This window comes from Maridesulfovibrio sp. FT414, from assembly GCF_050916235.1.
Classification (GTDB): domain Bacteria; phylum Desulfobacterota; class Desulfovibrionia; order Desulfovibrionales; family Desulfovibrionaceae; genus Maridesulfovibrio.
On the sequence record NZ_CP104854.1, the window covers coordinates 1065948 to 1085022 of the forward strand.

Annotated in this window: 19 protein-coding genes; 8 read left to right on the forward strand and 11 right to left on the reverse strand. The window is 51.3% G+C overall.

The window, feature by feature from the left end; genetic code table 11:
- Positions 1-42: 42 nt before the first annotated feature.
- Positions 43-741, reverse strand: coding sequence for a futalosine hydrolase (gene mqnB, locus N7E73_RS04755; RefSeq protein WP_432737882.1), 699 nt, complete (start codon positions 739-741; stop codon positions 43-45).
- Positions 742-744: 3 nt separating this feature from the next.
- Positions 745-2055, reverse strand: a complete 1311-nt coding sequence (locus N7E73_RS04760; RefSeq protein ID WP_432737883.1) for a nucleotide sugar dehydrogenase — start codon at positions 2053-2055, stop codon at positions 745-747.
- A gap of 138 nt (positions 2056-2193) precedes the next feature.
- Between N7E73_RS04760 and N7E73_RS04765 the strand changes: the two genes are divergently transcribed.
- A complete protein-coding gene (locus tag N7E73_RS04765) occupies positions 2194-2403 on the forward strand; it encodes a DUF2065 domain-containing protein (RefSeq protein WP_432737884.1) in 210 nt (69 codons plus the stop codon).
- 8 nt (positions 2404-2411) lie between these two features.
- Here N7E73_RS04765 and N7E73_RS04770 read toward each other — a convergent pair whose 3' ends face one another.
- The 8 genes from N7E73_RS04770 to ahbB all read right to left on the reverse strand — a co-directional run bounded on the left by N7E73_RS04770 (position 2412) and on the right by ahbB (position 10448).
- The gene (locus N7E73_RS04770) at positions 2412-3140 is read right to left on the reverse strand and encodes a ubiquinone/menaquinone biosynthesis methyltransferase (protein ID WP_432737885.1); all 729 of its coding nucleotides are present in this window, start codon (positions 3138-3140) and stop codon (positions 2412-2414) included.
- Between the two features lie 4 nt (positions 3141-3144).
- Positions 3145-3327: a hypothetical protein gene (locus N7E73_RS04775; RefSeq protein ID WP_432737886.1), complete on the reverse strand. Its 183-nt coding sequence runs from the start codon at positions 3325-3327 to the stop codon at positions 3145-3147.
- Between the two features lie 319 nt (positions 3328-3646).
- Positions 3647-6124, reverse strand: coding sequence for a hypothetical protein (locus N7E73_RS04780; RefSeq protein WP_432737887.1), 2478 nt, complete (start codon positions 6122-6124; stop codon positions 3647-3649).
- 70 nt (positions 6125-6194) lie between these two features.
- Complete coding sequence (locus N7E73_RS04785; RefSeq protein WP_432737888.1) at positions 6195-6596, reverse strand: cytochrome c3 family protein; 402 nt, start codon at positions 6594-6596, stop codon at positions 6195-6197.
- Positions 6597-6735: 139 nt separating this feature from the next.
- Entirely contained in the window at positions 6736-7575 is an 840-nt protein-coding gene (gene cobJ, locus N7E73_RS04790; RefSeq protein WP_432737889.1) for a precorrin-3B C(17)-methyltransferase, read from the reverse strand.
- Entirely contained in the window at positions 7470-8501 is a 1032-nt protein-coding gene (locus tag N7E73_RS04795) for a cobalt-precorrin 5A hydrolase (protein ID WP_432737890.1), read from the reverse strand. The genes cobJ and N7E73_RS04795 overlap by 106 nt, the downstream gene beginning before the upstream one ends.
- Before the next feature lie 123 nt (positions 8502-8624).
- The gene (gene hemL, locus N7E73_RS04800) at positions 8625-9893 is read right to left on the reverse strand and encodes a glutamate-1-semialdehyde 2,1-aminomutase (protein WP_432737891.1); all 1269 of its coding nucleotides are present in this window, start codon (positions 9891-9893) and stop codon (positions 8625-8627) included.
- A 69-nt stretch (positions 9894-9962) separates the two neighbouring features.
- Entirely contained in the window at positions 9963-10448 is a 486-nt protein-coding gene (gene ahbB, locus N7E73_RS04805) for a siroheme decarboxylase subunit beta (protein ID WP_432737892.1), read from the reverse strand.
- Between the two features lie 307 nt (positions 10449-10755).
- Between ahbB and N7E73_RS04810 the strand changes: the two genes are divergently transcribed.
- The 5 genes from N7E73_RS04810 (at position 10756) to N7E73_RS04830 (ending at position 15197) form a co-directional block, all read left to right on the forward strand.
- Positions 10756-11325: a cytochrome c3 family protein gene (locus N7E73_RS04810; RefSeq protein ID WP_432737893.1), complete on the forward strand. Its 570-nt coding sequence runs from the start codon at positions 10756-10758 to the stop codon at positions 11323-11325.
- An 18-nt stretch (positions 11326-11343) separates the two neighbouring features.
- Positions 11344-12696: a multiheme c-type cytochrome gene (locus N7E73_RS04815; RefSeq protein WP_432737894.1), complete on the forward strand. Its 1353-nt coding sequence runs from the start codon at positions 11344-11346 to the stop codon at positions 12694-12696.
- Positions 12697-12981: 285 nt separating this feature from the next.
- Positions 12982-13971 carry an NAD(P)H-dependent glycerol-3-phosphate dehydrogenase gene (locus tag N7E73_RS04820; RefSeq protein ID WP_432737895.1) on the forward strand — a complete coding sequence of 330 codons (990 nt, stop codon included), beginning with the start codon at positions 12982-12984 and terminating at the stop codon, positions 13969-13971.
- A 14-nt stretch (positions 13972-13985) separates the two neighbouring features.
- Positions 13986-14264 carry a hypothetical protein gene (locus N7E73_RS04825; protein ID WP_432737896.1) on the forward strand — a complete coding sequence of 93 codons (279 nt, stop codon included), beginning with the start codon at positions 13986-13988 and terminating at the stop codon, positions 14262-14264.
- Between the two features lie 144 nt (positions 14265-14408).
- Complete coding sequence (locus tag N7E73_RS04830; protein WP_432737897.1) at positions 14409-15197, forward strand: substrate-binding periplasmic protein; 789 nt, start codon at positions 14409-14411, stop codon at positions 15195-15197.
- Between the two features lie 24 nt (positions 15198-15221).
- On the opposite strand, the gene N7E73_RS04835 is transcribed toward N7E73_RS04830, so the two are convergent.
- Positions 15222-16178, reverse strand: a complete 957-nt coding sequence (locus tag N7E73_RS04835; RefSeq protein ID WP_432737898.1) for a chemotaxis protein — start codon at positions 16176-16178, stop codon at positions 15222-15224.
- Between the two features lie 288 nt (positions 16179-16466).
- On the opposite strand from N7E73_RS04835, the gene N7E73_RS04840 reads away from it, so the two are divergent.
- A complete protein-coding gene (locus N7E73_RS04840) occupies positions 16467-17108 on the forward strand; it encodes a hypothetical protein (RefSeq protein ID WP_432737899.1) in 642 nt (213 codons plus the stop codon).
- A gap of 119 nt (positions 17109-17227) precedes the next feature.
- Positions 17228-18904 (forward strand): long-chain-fatty-acid--CoA ligase, encoded by a 1677-nt coding sequence (locus N7E73_RS04845; protein WP_432737900.1) that lies wholly within the window; start codon positions 17228-17230, stop codon positions 18902-18904.
- Positions 18905-19075: the final 171 nt, after the last annotated feature.

Genomic DNA, 19075 nt, shown 5'->3' on the forward strand with positions numbered 1-19075 from the left:
TATGAATTATCCCGGTTGAGTAGATTCAGCAGGAAACGGCAATTACCCGAACAGTCCGGAGCATATCCGGCCTAGTCCGGTCAGGGCACCGTTCAGGTCCCAATCGCAGCTATCCCTTGATCCCACAATGTTAGAAACGGTCCGCAGCTCGCACATATCCACGCCGGCCAGAGTGCAGGCATAGGCCGCTGCAAAACCTTCCATGTTCTCCAAATCCGCCGCATAAGCAATCCTGAACCGCGCGGCGCCCTCCAAGGTAGCGGTAACTCCGCTTACAGTTAAAGAAACAGCTTCGGGCAGTTTTGCCAATCGGTCAAGTCCTGATTTATCAAGACTTTTGCCGGAAAGCAGTTCAACCCTATCCCAGACAGGTCCGCCGGCCGTCTGAGCGAGGCAGAACCCGATTCCCTTAGGGTCAACGTCATGCCCCTTTTTCAGGCCGTATTCAGGCCATATTTCAGTCCGCACCATACAGGACGTACCGAGAGGAAATTTTTCCGGGACAAAAGTTCCGGCAATCCCGACCATGATTACCAGACCGGGATCGTGTTCAGCCAGAACCCTTCCCAGAGAAAGAGCGGTATTTATCACCCCGATTCCGGTCACCAGCAACAACCCGGAACGACTGCCCAGCCTGACGGGGATCTCTTTTCCCTGCTCAAGCACGGGGAGCTTCACAGTTCCTCCGAGGGCGGCCTTCATCTCCTTGGCTGTTGCGGTGACAAAAAGAACCGGTTTCAAATCTTAGAGTCTCCAGTACCTGACGCCGGATTCTTCCATTTCCTTGCGGTCAAAGAAGCATTTGACATCAACAATCACGGCCTGTTTAGGTTCAGCGAACCAGCCCTTGATGGTTTCAAGATCAAGCTTGCGGTACTCATCATGGGAAACGGCCAGAATCAGTGCGTTAAGGTCGTGAAATTCTTCAAAGCCAACTGTCTCAAGCCCGTATTCTTCCACGGCCTCTTCTGGATCGGCATAGGCATCATGAACCAGCACATTGACACCGAAGGATTTGAGTTCATCCACAACGTCAACGACCTTGGTGTTGCGAAGATCGGGAACATTCTCCTTGAAGGTAAGGCCGAGAATCCCCACACGGGCGTTCTTGACCTTGCTGTCGGCATTGATCATCTGCTTGACGGTGGTGTCTGCAATGAATTTACCGACGGAGTCATTGATCTTGCGTCCGGCAAGGATTACCTGCGGATGATAGCCTATGGCCTCAGCCTTGGTGGTCAGATAATAGGGGTCAACTCCGATGCAGTGACCGCCGACCAGGCCGGGACGGAAAGGCAGAAAATTCCATTTGGTTCCGGCAGCTTCAAGAACATCCAGAGTATCAATACCCATCCTGTCGAAGATCATGGACAATTCGTTCATGAGGGCAATGTTCAGGTCACGCTGGGTATTTTCAATAACCTTGGCGGCTTCAGCAACCTTGATGCAGGAAGCCCGGTGGGTTCCGGCAGTAACAACAGTAGAATAGAGCCTATCGAGAAGGTCGGCCACTTCGTCATTGTTTCCGGCAACAACCTTTACGATAGTCTGCAGGGTGTGCTTGCGGTCGCCGGGGTTGATACGTTCGGGAGAGTAACCAACGCCGAACTGTTCTCCATATTTGAGACCGGACTTCTCTTCCAGAATGGGCACGCAGATGTCTTCAGTCAGACCGGGGTACACAGTGGACTCGTACACAACAATGCAGCCCTCTGGCATGTTCGCTCCCACAGTTGTGGAAGCGCCGACAACAGGACGGAGGTCCGGATTGCGGGCTTCATCAATGGGGGTAGGAACGGCAACGATGATAACACCGCAGTCCTTAAGTGCCGCAGGGTCAGAACTGAACTCAAGATAGGTGTGGAAATCGTTCTCAAGGACTTCATTGGTGCGGTCATATCCGGTACGCAGTTCCTTGACCCGCTGTGCGGATATATCAAAACCCAGCACCTTGAAATGACGACCGAGGGCAACGGCAAGAGGCAGGCCCACGTAGCCGAGTCCGACAACACCTACGGTTGTCTTTTTAGCTTCAATATCTTCAAATCTGATCATATTCTGTAGTTCCTTATTTCTTTTCCGGGAATGCCCGGTTTACTGTGCATAATAATGCAGGCACAAAAATTTAATAAAACAACTCAGTGTGTATAGGGGTGGACAGAATCATCCTGCGCATATACAACTCTTCGTATTATGCACATAGATTGGTCCTTCCTTCTGTCCGCTCTGGGTCTGGCCTTCATAATCGAAGGGATACCCTATTTTATATTTTCTGAGCGCATGCCCAGAATACTTATCTCCATTATTGAAAGGGGACCGAGACAGTTGCGCATACTCGGCCTGATAGCAATGATATTCGGGCTGCTACTTATCTCTTTAGGTCAGTCGCTGAGCGATCTCTGACAACCAGCCTACTTTTCTTTTTCCGCAACATGAATATAGACAATACCTGAAAGCAGAGGGACGAACATTACACGCCCGAAACCGGCGCGGCGCAGTTCTTCGCCAAGGGCTCTCTCATCAGGAAAAGCGCGGATGGTATCCGCCAGATATGAATATGCCCCGGAATCCCCGGAAACAACCTTGCCCAAAAGAGGCAGGACTCTGTTCAGATAAAAATTGTATACACCCTTCCAGATGCGCTTGCTGCCCGAACCGAATTCAAGAATGCAAAAACGGGCTCCGGGCTTGAGTGCTCTGAGCACCTCGCGGTAGGCATCTTCCCTGGGCAGTATATTGCGGATTCCGAAAGCAATTGTCGCGCCGTCAAGACAGTTGTCCGGCAGCGGCAGGCTCTTGCCGTCCGCCTGAACAGGAGCGATTATCCCGCGCCTTGCCGCATGTCTGCCTTCAAGCTTCTTGTCCTTGCCGCAGGAAAGCATCGGATAGGCAAAATCCATGGCCAGGACTTTCACGCCCTTATACTGACGGACCAGTTCAACAGATACATCCAGAGTTCCGGCAGCAAGATCAAGCACAAGACCGTTTTCCTGCGGGCGAACCAGCTTTACCAGCCTGTAACGCCAGTAAATATCCTGACCGGCGCTCAGAAAATGGTTCAGGAAATCATACCAGCCGGCAATACGACCGAACATGGCAGCAACTTTTCTGCCATGCTCCTGATGGGAAGTATCAGCCATCGGCTTAGGAATCTCCTTTGCTGCCGGACGCCAGAACATCCTGCTGTTCCTTCACCGCCGCAACGACATCGGCATAGATAGCACTGAAATTTTCGGAAAAATTGCTGGGGGAAATACGGCCCACTTCAATGAACTTAACAACTATTTCCTTGGTTACCTGCAAAGCCTGCTTCTGAATATTATCCATGACTTCCATATCCTTGCTTTTTCTGGGAAAAACCCCGCCCGGTGGGAAATGGCCACGACCTCCACAGGTTGGGCGCCGGGCGGGTAAAAAGAGAGAAACCTTTAAAGCCACCCTCTTTTGTGAGGCTCTTTAGCATGAGACCTCCAAATAGTCGACCCGCATATCGGCTGAAAATAATTTATCCTGACTGAAGCGGCATTCATAAGGGGCTCCCCTGCAGACTGCCTCCTGCCATCACGGACTTACATAAATCAAATCGGTCCGACGGACTTCTTGCCCGTCGGACCGACCTGTATCTTTTATAGTACGAACTGCTGGACTAGTCTTCCAGTTCGCGGGCCAGAGCTGCAATCTCCTCACGGATGATACGGGCAGCTTCGGCGGGAACTGCTCTTTCGAGCTTATCAGTAAGAACGTCATCAATAGTGGACTTGAAGGACTCTTCGATTTCCTTCTTCATCTCGTCGATTTTTTCAACCAGACGCGGTGCGAGATAGTCCTCAATATCCTCGGTCAGACGGGTCTTGATCCGGTAGAACGCCGGGGAATCTGGATCAAGTTCCTTTTCAAGAACCTTACCCACGAGTTCCTCGATATCAGGTGCGGATTCGAGCCGTTCTTCAAGGGCTGCAATTCTGGGCTCATGATCAGGAAGCGCTTCGATACGAGATTCAACCCCTGCCAGTCTCGGCTCATGATCCGGCATTTCCGCAATACGGGATTCAAGTCCGGAAAGCCTTGGTTCGTGGTCAGGAAGCTGTTCAAGACGGGACTCAATATCACCGATCCTGGGTTCAAGATCAGGGGCTTCATCCAGCCGTCCTTCAAGATCGGCAACACGTGCTTCAGATTCTGAAGAAACACCGTCAATACGTTCTTCGAGAGCGGCAACACGCGGCTCCATATCCGGAGTTTCCTTCAAGCGGTCCTCCATAGAAGAAATACGAGCTTCAGAATCAGCCTGAATTTCCCTCAGTCCCAGTTGAATACGCTCCTCCACCCTGTTCTGCACATCATTTGCGGCAATTGCTGCAACTGAAAGAACTGCGACGGAATCAGGTTTGAGGGCTTCACTCAATTTCTGGTTCACTGCGGAATCAACATCAACTCCCTGCTGAAGACGCTCTTCGAGAATCTGCAGGTTTTCGTTAAGAGCTGCAACAGAGGCTTCAAGCGTAGCAACCTGAGCCACGCGCTCGGCAGCAGCTTCAAGAGCCGACTCAAGCGAGGCAATACGTTCGGTTGCCTCATTCAATGAAATTTCAAGACCCTCTGCACGCTTGGCGGCAGCAGCAGCCTTCTCCTCCATACCTGCGATGATGTCTTCCTGACCGGAAACTTCTGCCTCCCCGGCGTGGGCCTCAATCATTGCGTCCACATCAGGCATTCTGGATTCAAGCAGATCAAGGCGATCAATCAGTTCTTCAATGCGGGCGGAATTTATGGCAACATCCTGCATTTCCGCTTCACAGACAGACTCACTGACTTCTTCATCTTCAGTTTCAAATTCCGAGAAATCTATTTCGGTGTCCTCAAGCAGTTCTCCGAGATCGATATCATCATCATCAAGGCCGAGATCCTCATCGTCAACAAGCTCCAGATCGCCCGCAAAATCAACTACGGGTTCAACAACAACTTCAGCCGAGGCATCAACAACATCCTCAACAATTTCAGGCTCGACCTCAATTGCATCTTCCTCTGCAGCGGCTTCGACCAACTCGGCATCAACCGGCTCGGCAACAGCTTCCGGAGCGACAGGTTCAACATCAAGGACAGCTTCCTCAAGCGGCTCAAGACCTTCTTCCGTTATCTCAATCTCTTCGTGCTCATCTCCGAGAAGACCTTCGATATCCTCGTCAGCCAGAACATCTTCACCGATGTTCACCAGATCGACTTCATCCTCGACCGTTCCGAGCAGATTGTCGAGTTCATCCATGTCATCGCTTTGCGGTTCATCAAGAAGCTTGTCGAGGTCTTCAACCTCGGTATCGCCATCAAAAAATTCTTCAAGATCTCCTTCGTCCAAGGGCAGAGTTGCCTCTCCACCGAGATCATCTATAAGTCCGTCCAGACCATCGGCATCAAGTTCACCGCCATCTGAATCGGAAACAGCTAGCAGATCGGCTTCTCCAAGATCGAAATCAATGTCATCACCGTCATCGGTGTCATCTGTGTCAGCCAGTTCTACAGGGGAATCATCAAGAGAAATTTCGGGAAGATTGTCCAGAACGTCCGCATCATCTGCGTCATCTGAGAATTCACCCAGATCAATGGCATCTGTCTCGTCTTCTTCCGCCATATCATCGAGGATCAGGTCGGCATCAAGCCCGTCTTCAAGGATGTCATCCAGAACAAGTGCACCCTCGTCTTCGTCATCCACGACGTCGTCGAGCTCAAGCAGCTCATCATCCACGACTATATCATCAAGAACAAGGGCGTCATCTTCATCATCAGCAACATCATCAAGAACCAGCAGATCGTCATCGCCGGACTCTCCGACAACGTCATCAAGGTCAATCAGATCATCACCGGATTCGTCTTCCACGACATCGTCGAGAACAAGAAGATCCTCTCCGTCCTCCACAACATCATCAAGAACCAGCATCTCGTCGCCATCCTCTTCAGCAACAAGCTCAGGCTCTTCAAGTTCCAGATCTTCAGAAAAAAGGTCTTCAAGCTCTTTCTCAAAGCTTGCGTCAAGATCATCGGCTGCTGAAGCACCGCCAAGTTCTTCAGCTACATCACCGAGGTCTATAACCTCTTCCTTACCCTGTTTTTCCGGCGAATCCGGGGTCATAAGCTACCCTTCCGTAAAAATTTAAAAAAGGGGGCCTGATGCCCCCTTCCATTCAAAACATCAAGAAGTCTTATTTCTTGGGGTGACAGTCGCCACACTTGGTGGGTCCGGTCTTTGCTTTGGCTTTGGTCATAGCCTTGTGGCAGCCGACGCAGCTTACTTCACTCTTAGCATGGAAAGCAGAGTAGAAAGAAGTGGGTTCTTTCTTGCCTTCCTTGGAGGTGTCTACGTGACAACCTTCAGAGGCACAGCTCTTGATTTCGCCTTTACCGTCCCATTTGTGGTGGCATTTGACACAGTCAAGAGCAGCATGTCCCTTGTGAGAGAAGCTTACCGGACCTTTGGTCATTTTAGCGCCTGCAGGTGCTTTCAGAACCATGTCACCGGGAGCGTCAACAGCATACAGGCTGGGCAGAGCAAAAGCGCATACCAGAGCAGCTGTCACCATGCAGATAAGCAGGGTCTTTTTCATCCTCAGTTCCTCCTTAGAATAACGTTAACCTAATTACAGTCTTCTTGTGGATTTAATTTAGATAAAAAACCATGTCAAGCACGGTAGCAAAAAACCGTTTATTAAAATTAGCGGTATCAAATACTTATACGGCCCTGAATCAGATGTCATACTTGTTTGCGTAGCCGCGCGGAGTAAGCATCTTCCCCCCAGCCGTGCGGGTGGATGAATTGCCAATTATCAGGACAGTTTGCATATCAACATCACTTTCATCAACAGCGCCCAGGGTGACCACCTGCACTTTCTGCCCATCCCTGTAGGCCCTGTTCACGATACCCACCGGAGTTTCCGGGCCACGGTAACGCCCCATGATTTCCAGTGCATCGCTTAAATGTCCTGACCTTTTTTTCGACCTGGGATTATAAATGGCCACCACAAAATCGGCAGATACAGCCGCTTCAAGCCGCTTTACAATCTTCTCCCACGGCGTGAGCAGATCGCTCAGGCTTACCGAAGCAAAATCGTGCATAAGGGGTGCCCCCAGTAGGGCTGCGGCAGCTGAGAAGGCCGGAATACCGGGAATAACTTCGAAATCGACCTGATCGAAAAGCCCTCCTGCCTCCAGCAGCTCCATTACAAGCCCGGCCATGGCATAAATACCGGGATCGCCGCTGCAGACCATAACCACATTCCTTCCGGCACGGGCTGCTTCAACCGCCTTGCGGCAGCGTTCCACCTCGGCCATCATTCCGGTGGAAAGGACTTCACGTCCCGCAAGCAGTTCCTGCGGAACAAGCTCCACATAACCGGTGTACCCGACAAGAACATCTGACCCGGCAATAGCCTGCCGGGCCTGCGGGGCCAGCAGACATTCATCTCCGGGACCAAGCCCGACTACCCGGATACAACCCTTGCCAGAGCCGCTGTCACCCGCGCACTCTTTGTCTTGGGTATCAGTATTTCCGTTGCATTTGCCAATTTCATTGCAGCCGCTTCGCATACGCCGCCGACTCCCATATGTTTCATCACCATTCCGGAAGGATTGGCGACTTCAATTTCATCCAGTTCCGTAGCACTGAAAAATTTCAATTCAAGACCGAGCCTGACCGCCGCTTCAAGCATCCCGGCCTCATCCGCCTTGGCATCAATCGATCCCATGCAGCATAATGATTCCGGGGCAATGCGATACTTATCCAGCACCGCCCTTATCAGCTCCAGAATCTCATCCGCCGGGACACCGCGCCGGCAGCCGACTCCGAGGGTCAAGCAACGCGGATAAAGCGCAATCACCCTTTCCGGCAGGTCATGGATACGCCAATCCACGACAACACCGCAACGGGACGTCGACAAAACGCCTACACTTTCAATTCGATAAAAAAAATCTCCGGCATCCTCTAAGTCCAGAAAACCGCCCGGATCATAGACAGGCACCTTTTCGCCGTCCAGCAATGCTGAATTTATATGCTTGATTAAACTGATATCATTTATGATCAACCCGTGTTTTCGGGCCAGCAGATCAATGGAGGGCACCCCGGCGCAATCCGTTGCGGTGGTGATAACCGGAGTTGCCCCGATCCTGTCCCCTATCAACCGTGCAAGCTCGTTAGCCCCGCCAAGATGTCCGGAAACAAGGCTGACCGCAAACTGCCCTTCCTGATCCAGTACAACCACAGCAGGGTCCTCAACCTTACTTTTGAGGTACGGGGCAATCATCCGGACAACAATCCCCGAAGCAGCAATAAAAATATGCCCCTCATAGGAATTAAATGTATCCGCAACCAGATCGGACAGCGAAGAAAAAGGTATATCTTCTTCAGCTGCGTAACGCTGCAGCACAAAGGAATCGGCCCTGATCAGGCCGGAAATCTTCCTTCCAAGATCAGCCCCTCTTGCGGTCAGGGCATATATGGCAGTTGTAGCAGGCATGAATGTGCCGTGAGGTTTTAAGGCGGACCGAGCGAAGCCCGCTGAAAGGTTTTGAAGGGAATGGGGTCCGGGGAAGGGGAAACTTTTGCAAAAGTGTCCCCTTCCCCGGCCGCCGAAGGCTTCTTAGCCTTTAAAGCTTTTTACAGCTTCCAGAGTGGCTTCATAATCGGCTTCGCTGTGGGCGAAGGAGGTGAAGGTACACTCGAAGCTTGAGGGAGCGAGGTTCACGCCGTTGGCACGCATGTGACGGTAGAATCTGGAATAGAGTTCAGCATCGCCGGTCTTGGCGGACTCGAAATCGGTAACGGGCTGGTCGGTAAAGAACAGTGTGAAAATGGATGCAATATGATTCAGGGTTACCTTGAAACCGTTGGACTCAAGAGCGGCCTTCATATCCTGTGCAAGCTTGAGGGTACGGACTTCGAGAGCATCGTAGTCCTGCTGCTGCAGGGCGCGCAGGGTAGCAATACCGGCAGCCATGGCCACGGGGTTACCGGAAAGTGTTCCGGCCTGATAGACATCACCGCAGGGGGCGATGCGGCTCATGTACTCTTTCTTGCCGCCGTAGCAGCCCACCGGGAAACCGCCGCCGATGATCTTGCCGAGGGTGGTCAGGTCTGCTTCAACGTTGAAACGGGGACCTACTCCACCGGCAGTAACGCGGAAACCGGTGATTACTTCATCGAAAATAAGCAGTGCGCCGTACTCGTCACAAAGGGCGCGCAGACCTTCAAGAAATCCTTCTGCAGGCAGCACAAGCCCCATATTACCGGCAACCGGCTCGACGATGATGGCGGCAAGATTCTTGCATTCTTTCTCGAACACGGCCTTGACGGCCTCTAGATCATTGTAGGGAGCCAGCAGGGTATCCTTTACGGTTCCTTCGGGAACACCGGGAGTTCCTGGAATGGAGAAGGTCGCCAAACCGGAACCTGCGCTGGCGAGGAAGCAGTCGCTGTGGCCGTGATAGCAGCCTTCGAACTTGAGAACCTTGTCCCGTCCGGTCACACCACGGGCGAGACGCAGGGCGGACATGGTTGCCTCAGTGCCGGAGTTTACCATGCGTACCATCTCAATGGAAGGAACCATCTTGATGATCTCTTTTGCAAGGGCAACTTCTCCTGGGCAGGGAGCGCCGTAACTGGCACCGAGATCCACAGCCTTGTGGGCTGCTTCCTTGATGTCTGCATAGCCGTGGCCGAGCATCATCGGCCCCCAGCTCATGACATAGTCGATAAGCTCCTGACCGTCCACAGACCACATACGGCTGCCGTCTGCCTTTTCAATGAAAAGAGGATCGCAACCCACGGATTTGCAGGCACGCACAGGGCTGTTGACGCCGCCGGGCAGAACTTCCTGCGCCTGCTGAAAAAGTTCGGAAGATGAAGTCATTTTAAACTCCTTAAAAATTTAATGCCTGCTGGACTTTGCGGTGTCTGCGGGCTGATATTTGGTTTTATGCTATTTTTCCTCAAAGTAGACCATGGAGGTCTTCTTGAGTTCCTTGAGACTGCGCAGGATGCAGTTATCGGTGACACCGGTCTGCTTCTCAAGCTCATCGACAACTTTACGGTAATCATCCGGGCCCTTGCCGTGAATCATGGTGTAAAGATTGTACGGCCAGTCTTCATAAGTAAGACGCAGGTAGCAATGGCTGATTTCGGGACGGGCAGCCATGAGTTCACCGACTTTTTCAGGTTCCTGATCTTCGGTGACACGCCAGGCCACCATGGCATTGGCACCGTAACCGGCTTTCTGATGCCGCAGCGTGGCACCGAAGCGGCGGATGATCCTGTCGCCCTTGAGTCTGCGCAGAAGATCCAGCACTTCCTGCTCTTCGCAACCGACCTGTTCAGCAATATCTGCATAAGGAGTGGCACTGCGGGAAAGATCGGTCCCTGCCAGAGCCAGAATATTATGTTCCAGTTCAGTAAATTTTTTTGCCATATCCCATCCTTGACTTCGACCGGAATAAAAAAGAACGGCCGGATTCGTTTTTGATCAGCCTGTAGATACCCGCATATCGTGTCATCCTCAAGCCCTGCGGCACAAATAATTATTTTAGCACATATGTGCAGCCACAAAACCGAAAAGCAAAAAGAAGACGTGTTTTTTGACCTAAGTCATGGACTTGAACCCTTCGTTATGTGATATTCGCAATAGTATTAACTTTTTAAGGAGGTGTACGTTCAAATTTTATCAGTGGAATGAGGACATTAGAGATAACTCCTAACAGCATGGAGGTGACTGGAATATGCCGGTAAACCCTAAGAAGACAGGGGAAGGCGGATTCAGTCGCAGATGGCGTTGGGGAGTTGTATCGGGACTTCTGATTGCGGTGATTACGGTTCTGGCTTCAGGCTACATGGTGGATATCACAAATACGGATGTATTCTGCCAGACCTGCCACGCCATGAAACCGTTCCGGGCATCCTGGCAGAAATCCGTGCATGGGGGGCAGAACCCTCAGGGCTTCGCAGCACAATGCGTAGACTGTCATCTGCCGCACGGCAGCTTTGTGGAATACCTGACCACAAAAGCCATTACCGGGACCGGAGACGTGATTCAGAATCTCATCATCGACCCAGCCGAGTTCGACTGGGCCGCCAATGCAGAGAAGAACAGGTTGAAGTTCACTTATGACAACGCCTGCAGGCATTGCCATAAACACCTTGAACCGGTCGGTGTCAAACCGGGTGCTCTTCTCGCCCACCGGGCTTATCTCTACGGACAGACCGACAAGAAATGCGCAAGTTGTCACCCGCATGTCGGTCACAAAGACATGATTGAAATGGCCGATAAGTTTTTTAAAAAGGCCTTATGATTCCAACTGGGGGTAATCATGTTGAAACAGATGGTTAAAGTTGTACCGATTGCAATGGCAATCGTCCTGTCCGCGGCTATGTGTTTTGCCGCAGCAGAACCCTTTCCCAACCTTGCTCCCAAAGAGCTGGTGGTAAAAAGGGGTTTTTCCAAAGAAGCTACTCAATGTATTGAATGTCACGCCAAAAAGACACCCGGTATCGTCGAAAACTGGAAGTCCGGCAAAATGGCTCATGCCACTGTGTCCTGTTACGACTGTCACGTAGTGGATAAAAGTTCACCCATGGCCAGTCAGTGTGAAGGTATCAAAGGAACCAACACCTACATTTCGCCCATGGTTTCTTCCAAGACCTGTTCCCGCTGCCACCCGCAGGAAGTCGACCAGTTCCTCAAGAGCGGTCACGCAAAGCTTGCAGGCGCACCGGTTGTTGAAAACAAAAAAATGCTGAAACTGATGTACTACTATGAAGGTGCACAGTTCATCGGAGTCAGTGCCGACTCCTCCACCAGCACGGCCTCCCGTGCCTCAGGCTGCCAGATGTGCCACGGAACCCAGGTTGAACTCGGTCCCGACAACAAGCCGATCAAGAACACCTGGCCCGGAGGAGTAGGCACACGCTATCCTGACGGAACCATCGGCACCTGTACCGTCTGTCATACCAGACACAAATTCTCCATTGCCGAAGCACGCAAGCCTGAAGCCTGTGCCAGCTGCCACCTCGGCCCCGACCATCCGCAGATCGAGATATATCTCGAATCCAAGCACGGTCAGATGTTCCTGACCCAGGGCGACGAATGGAGATGGGACAGCGCACCCGATACCTGGCAGCCCGGCGATTATGACGCACCGACCTGTGCGGTCTGTCATATGTCCGGAATCGGCGAACTCAGCACCACCCACAACGTCAACGAACGCCTCAAGTGGGACCTCGTCCACGCCCGAAGCGAAATCCGCAGCGGTGAACGCGGCAACGGCGAACAGGGTGAAAAGCTCATGCGCAAGGTCTGTGAAAACTGCCATGGAGACACCCACATCAACGTTCAGCGCAAGGTTCTTGACGATGCTGTAGCCCTCTACAACACCTACTGGGACGGCGCAGTTAAGATGAAGAAGGAGCTGACCGACAAGGGGCTGCTGCTCAAGGATGATCCGTGGAACGACGGCTTCCAGGAGCTGGAATACTACCTCTGGCACCACACCGGAAGACGCGCCCGCCACGGCGCAGCCATGAACGGACCGGACTATGCCCACTGGCACGGCTTCTTCCAGGTATTCCAGGTCTACAAGGACATGCAGAAGCTCTACGAATACCGCATCAAGAACGGCAAGATCGAAGAACTGTCTCACGTGATGAGCACCGGTCCGATCTAAGCCGCAAGGATCACTTAAGAACATTTAGCAAAAGGCCCAGCACTCCGGTGCAGGGCCTTTTTGATTGGAACGATAAACTCCAGGGCTTCAGTTTCGCCGACCTGAAGTCCAGCCCCCGCCGCAACTCGCTGATTGTTTTCGCAAATATCATTTTTCATTAACGATAGTCCGCTTTCATTTTTGAACCGGTTGCCAAAAAACTGCACAGCAGGTATTTTAAGCCTGATAAATTTGAAGTCATCCTGAAACTGTCTGAGACAAGCGATATATACCTAAGGAGTTGATATGAAAGTAGCTGTAATCGGTGCAGGGGCATGGGGAACCACTCTGGCCAATACCCTGGCAAAAAAAGGACTTGATACCCACCTGCTGGTCAGGGAACAGGAACTTTGCAATGAAATGAAGGAAACCGGCTACAACAGCGTGTTTCTCCCGAGCTGCAGACTGTGCGATGACCTGCAGTGTGACAGTAACCCGGAAAAAGTGCTGAAGGACGCTAAATATTACATTCTAGTCGTCCCCAGTCAGTTCATGCGCGATTCACTGGCGAGGATAAAGCCGTATTTCCCGCATAACCCGGCTGTGATCTGCGCCAGCAAAGGCATAGAGCTGAACACCGGTGCGCCCATGTCGCAGGTGGTTCATGAAGCACTCGACGGACTCACCCCGCGCTACGGACATATTTCAGGCCCTACATTCGCCTATGAATTGAGTGCGGAGCTTCCCACTTCGATTGTGCTAGGCTGCGAAGACGAAAAGCTTGCCCGTGAAGTACAGGCTCTTTTTTCAACTTCCTATCTGAGGGTCTACACCAACCCGGACTTTCGCGGGGTTGAGCTTGGCGGAGCAATCAAGAACATAATGGCAATCGCCGCCGGTATGGCGGACGGCCTCAAGTTCGGACACAATGCCCGGGCAGCCCTCATAACCAGAGGAATTGCGGAAATGAGCAGGCTTGGAGTAGCCATGGGTGCCAAGGCATCCACATTCATGGGCCTTTCCGGCATGGGCGACCTTGTGCTGACCTGTACCGGAGACCTGTCCAGAAACAGGCAGGTGGGCCTCAAGCTGGGCCAGGGAATGAAGCTGAGCGAAATTTTGAAGATGCGCATGGTGGCGGAAGGTGTTAAAACAACCGAGTCCGTTCACTTCCTGGCCAAGAAGCTGGGAGTGGAGATGCCCATCACCGAGCAGGTATACCGGATACTTTACGAGGACAAAGACCCGGCACAGGCTGTCTGTGACCTCATGACAAGAGACCTCACCTGCGAATAAAACACGGAGACCAGATGAAAAAATTGATCCTCATTGCGGCAGCTCTGACAGTCCTCGGAGGATGTTCCTCGTGGCACAATCCGAATATTGCCGATCCATCAGAAGCCGCCGAAATACTTGCCCGCGACAAGGCTTTCTGCAACCAGCAGACTCAGGAGGAAGTGCCTATCGCATCAGAGACAGACGGCGCACCACCCGAACCGACTACCTACGAAGCCAAATTTTCGGAAGACTACACTTCAGCATCAACATTTGATGAATGCATGAAACAAAGAGGGTGGATAAAAAAATAATTCACCTTCAGCCAGAACCTGACCCCCGGCCCTGAAAAGCGCCGGGGATTTTATTTCTCCGAGGGATAAAAGCTTATATTCTTCGCTCTTGTGACAGAATTTTACCCGTGCTACACTTTTGTCATATTTCTTTAAGGAGAATATATGCCCTTCAAAACAATTCTATGTTCAGTCTTATTGCTGCTGCTTGCCAGCAGTCCTGCGCAGGGCCGGAAGGAGATCCTGACAGTTTCCGGCCAGATGGACTGGAAACCGTTCCTGATGAAGCATCAACACACGGAAGAATTTTACGGGGCAATGTACGAAATTCTCAAACAGGCTTCCGAAGCGAACGGCTATGAACTCGACTATCGCGATTATCCATGGAAGCGGGCTGTGGTCAGTCTTGAAAAGGGAAGACTGGACGTTATCTGCGGAATGTTCTGGAACCCGCAGAGGGGGCCGAAATATAATTTTTCAGCCCCGATTATCCGGAATCAGTTACGCATTTTCACCACTAAGCCATTCAGGATGGATAGCCTTTCGGACCTGATAGGCAGAAAAGGAGATATAATCAGGGGCGGCAGCTACGGTGAGACGTTTGATACTTTCATCAGGTGCGGTAAAGCAGACTTCACTGAAGTCACTGATGACAACACTGCCCTAAACAGGCTGGTTAGAGGCTACTCGGACTTCTTCATCGGTACCTACATAGATACCATGCTGAAAATATCCGAGCGCAACCTAATGGACACGATAGTCCCACTTCCCTACATTGTAGACAATGTGGACGTATACTTTGCCTTTGCGAGGCACTCCAGGAACAAACCTGCGTACGAAGAAATAAAGCTCACACTGGAACGCATGCAGCAGAACGGCACAATCAGAAGCATTCTTGAAAAATATTTTCAGGGAACAGGGATCTCCCCGGAAACCGTCTTGATCGGGCAATAGACAGGCAGGACACCCTTCACCGACTCAGCCCCGGTGCTTAGCCCGGTATTTCTCAATCAGGGCAATAGCGCGACCGGTAAGTTCATTGAATTCGGGCTTGGTGATCTGGTCATCGGCCTTGACGGCTTCCCCTTTGTGATACAGCCCTTTTGTGATCAGCGAGGAAAAGAGGATAACCGGAAGCGCGGAAAGATCTGCATGTTCCTTTACATTCTTGGTGAGTGTGTAGCCATCCATCTGCGGCATCTCAATATCCGAAACAAGAATATCAACCACATTGGCAATGGAGCCGCCCTGCTCCCTGGCCTGCCTGTTCATCTCCTGCAGCCCTTCCCAGGCTTCAAGGCCATTGGAAAACAGGTGTACATCGAAATTGGCTGCATCAAAATTTTTGTTCAGCAGGGCCCTTACGGATACGGAGTCATCCACCAGAACTGCAGTGTACTTTTCCGGCGCAACATAGGAATTTCCGTCACTGCGTTCGGCCATTTCCGGATCAAGTTCTCCAAGAATCCTTTCAAGGTCGATCATGAGCACGAACCGGTCATCCAGCTCAACAGTACCGGTTATGCAGTTGGAATCCATATCGGCAATAAATTTGTTCGGGGTTTTAAGGTCTCCCCAGCCGATCCGGTGAATCTGAGTCACGCCGGTCACCAGAAATCCGGTGACAACATTGTTTATCTCCGTAACCACGATCAATTCAAAATCAGAAGGTTTCCGCTCAATGCCCAGCCATACGGAAAGATCTATCACAGGAAGGATTATATCCCTTAAGGACATGGTGCCCAAAAAACTCGGATGCGGCGCGCCTTCTGCTGATTCCATCCCGACAGGAGCCTCCACGACCTCAAGAACTTTTGCCACGTTGATACCGAAATAGTCACGCCCGTCCCCGCTACGGCTGACCTCATCAATATAAAATTCAATTATTTCAAATTCATTAGTGCCGGTATCAAGTAGAATTTCGTTATCCCGCATAAATCGACTCCAAACTGTTCATTCCGGTATTTTCCACCCGTTGCAGCATACTGCCTATCTCTACCATACAGCAGTGTAAATTGCAGTCCACTCTATATCAAGGCAATAAATTCTTATTACTATTGTCATCTGTCAGCTATACCAAAAATTCGCACTGATTGCGATAATTCAGGAATCAGCTTCATAAGAGCTTAATCCTATTGTTACCTGCTGAGAACAGCATTGCCTAGCCCCCTATATTCATATACAAATGTTGCTGATTATCTTCAACATAAAACAGGGGTAACCATGCGCGGAAACACAAATTTATTGGCACTGGCAATGTTTGCGGTCATAATCATGTTCGGGGGCTGCTCAGCCCACCAGACCAAACCAACCGTACCGATGACTGTATTCAATCCTTCTCCCGGATCAACGTTCAACGTCCGGGCTGTCCTGTTCCAACTTGATGGAAGCGGCATTCCGCAAAATATTGAAGCTGGAGTGGTACCCATTGAACAAAGCGCAATATCAGCTCTCGAAGGGATAGGGTATCATTATACTCCTTCAGGGGATGTCAATTATCTCGTCGAAGCCAGAATCGGTTCCATATCCCCCAAACTGGCTGCTCAGGGAGCATCCCAGCAGGTGGGATTCGCTTTTGATTCCTTCGCCGGATGGCCGTCATTCAACGAATACCCGGTGCTCGTGAATGAATGGACCCCTGAAATCCAGCGGATCAAGAGCGGGCCAAACTCCTGCTTCATCACCATGCAGGTTCTCATCAAGGAGGTCAAACAGGACCGCGATTCAGTCATCTATCACGGAACTCCGAGGCCGCTGGAAGTCCCGTATGAACTGGGATGTCCCTTTGCCCAGTGCGGTCAGGGAGCCGGTCAGTCTCTGACAGACTATCTGCTGCAACTTTTTGCGAGTCCCACGCAAAATTAGCATACATACAAACTTGCCAGATTATGAACTGATCAATATACTCGCGGTTCTTTTGAGCAGGCGTTGACCCTATTTTTGAGGGAAACTGTTTTAATGTATGAAGAAAGGGAAGGTTTGGAGTGGAAGTCAGTCGCCCGTGGCTTAATAATTACGAATCGGATGTACCAAAGAGCATAGATTTTACCTATCGTCCGTTATTTGAATATCTGGACATGACTGCGGAAAAATGGCCGAAAAGAACAGCCATTGAATTCCAGAACTGGTCAATCAGCTACTCCAGACTCAAGCACGAGAGCGAAATAATTGCGGCCAACCTTCGCAAACAGGGTCTTGAACCCGGCGACAGGGTCGCTATCATGCTGCCGAACACTCCGCAGATGATCATGACCTACTGGGCCATCCTCAAGGCCGGTGGCGTGGTGACCATGACCAACCCCCTGTACATGGAAACTGAAATAGTTCATCAACTGAACGATTCCGGAGCCAAGATGCTGGTCACGGTAGACCTGCTCTGGCCCAAAATTGAAAAGCTGCGCGATAAGCTCCCCGTACGCAAATATTTTATAACCAGAATATCCGACACCCTCAACTTCCCCCTCAACATACTCTACAAGGCAAAGTGCCTGCGGGATAAGAATACGCCCAAAATTCCGTACAATGAGACCTCCATTCTTAAATGGAAGGCTCTGCGTTCCGGCAAGGAGACCTACAACGCCACCAACGTACGTCCAGAAGATACAGCCCTGCTGCAGTACACAGGGGGCACGACCGGGCTCTCCAAGGGCTGCAACCTTACCCATGCCAACCTCAGCGCCAACGTTCAGCAATGCCATGCCATGCTCAACAAGCTGGGCAGGGACAAGGAGATCGTGCTGGGCATCCTGCCCTATTTTCATATCTACGGGCTGACTGTATGCCTGAACTTCCCGACTCTGCTCGGGGCGACAATGGTGCCTTTCCCGCGCTACGTTCCCCTTGATGTGCTTAAAACCATGCACAAACTCAAGCCGACCCTTTTCCCCGGTGCTCCGGCACTGTATATCTCACTGCTGCAGCAGAAGGAGCTCGACAAGTACGACGTTGCCTCTGTTAAATACTGTCTTTCCGGGTCCTCGCCCATGCCGGTTGAGGGCATCAAGCAATTCAAGGAAGTTTTCGGTGCAGAAATTGTCGAAGGGTTCGGTCTGACGGAGGCCTCACCGGTCACCCACCTGAACCCGCTGATCGGGAAAAGGAAACCCGGATCAATTGGAATGCCCCTGCCCTCAACCGATGCCGCCATCGTTGATATGGAAGTGGGCAGCGTGCAGCTTCCCCCAGGAAAAATGGGAGAACTGATTATCCGAGGTCCGCAGGTCATGAAAGGCTACTACAACAAGCCTGACGAGACTGCCGGAACTCTTCGCAACGGCTGGCTCTACACCGGAGACATCGCCTACATGGACGAGGACGGATACTTCTATATTGTAGACCGCAAAAAGGACATGATCATCTCCAGCGGCTACAATATCTATCCCAGGGAAGTCGACGAAGTGCTCTACAAGCACCCCAAAATAAAGGAAGCAGTAACCGTAGGACTGCCCCACAAGACCCGTGGTGAAATCATCAAGGTCTACATAGTACTCAAGGAAGGCGAGTCCATGGACCGCAACGAGATCACGGCCTACTGTCGCGAGAAACTAGCCGGGTACAAGGTTCCCAGACAGGTGGAGTTCCGCAAGGAACTGCCTAAAACAATGGTCGGAAAGGTACTGCGCCGAGCCCTGCGCGAGGAAGAAGCCCGCAAGAAGGCTTAATTGTTCCGGCTGCTTTTTCAGCAAGCAATCTGGAAATGATTATTCAAGAATCCTGTCTGCTTACCTTAGCAGGCAGGGTTCTTTCTTTTCAAGACCAGCCTTTATTTGACATTGAATGAAGATGAGTACAATATTGATAATCAATAAATTCGGATAATTATATCAAATTAA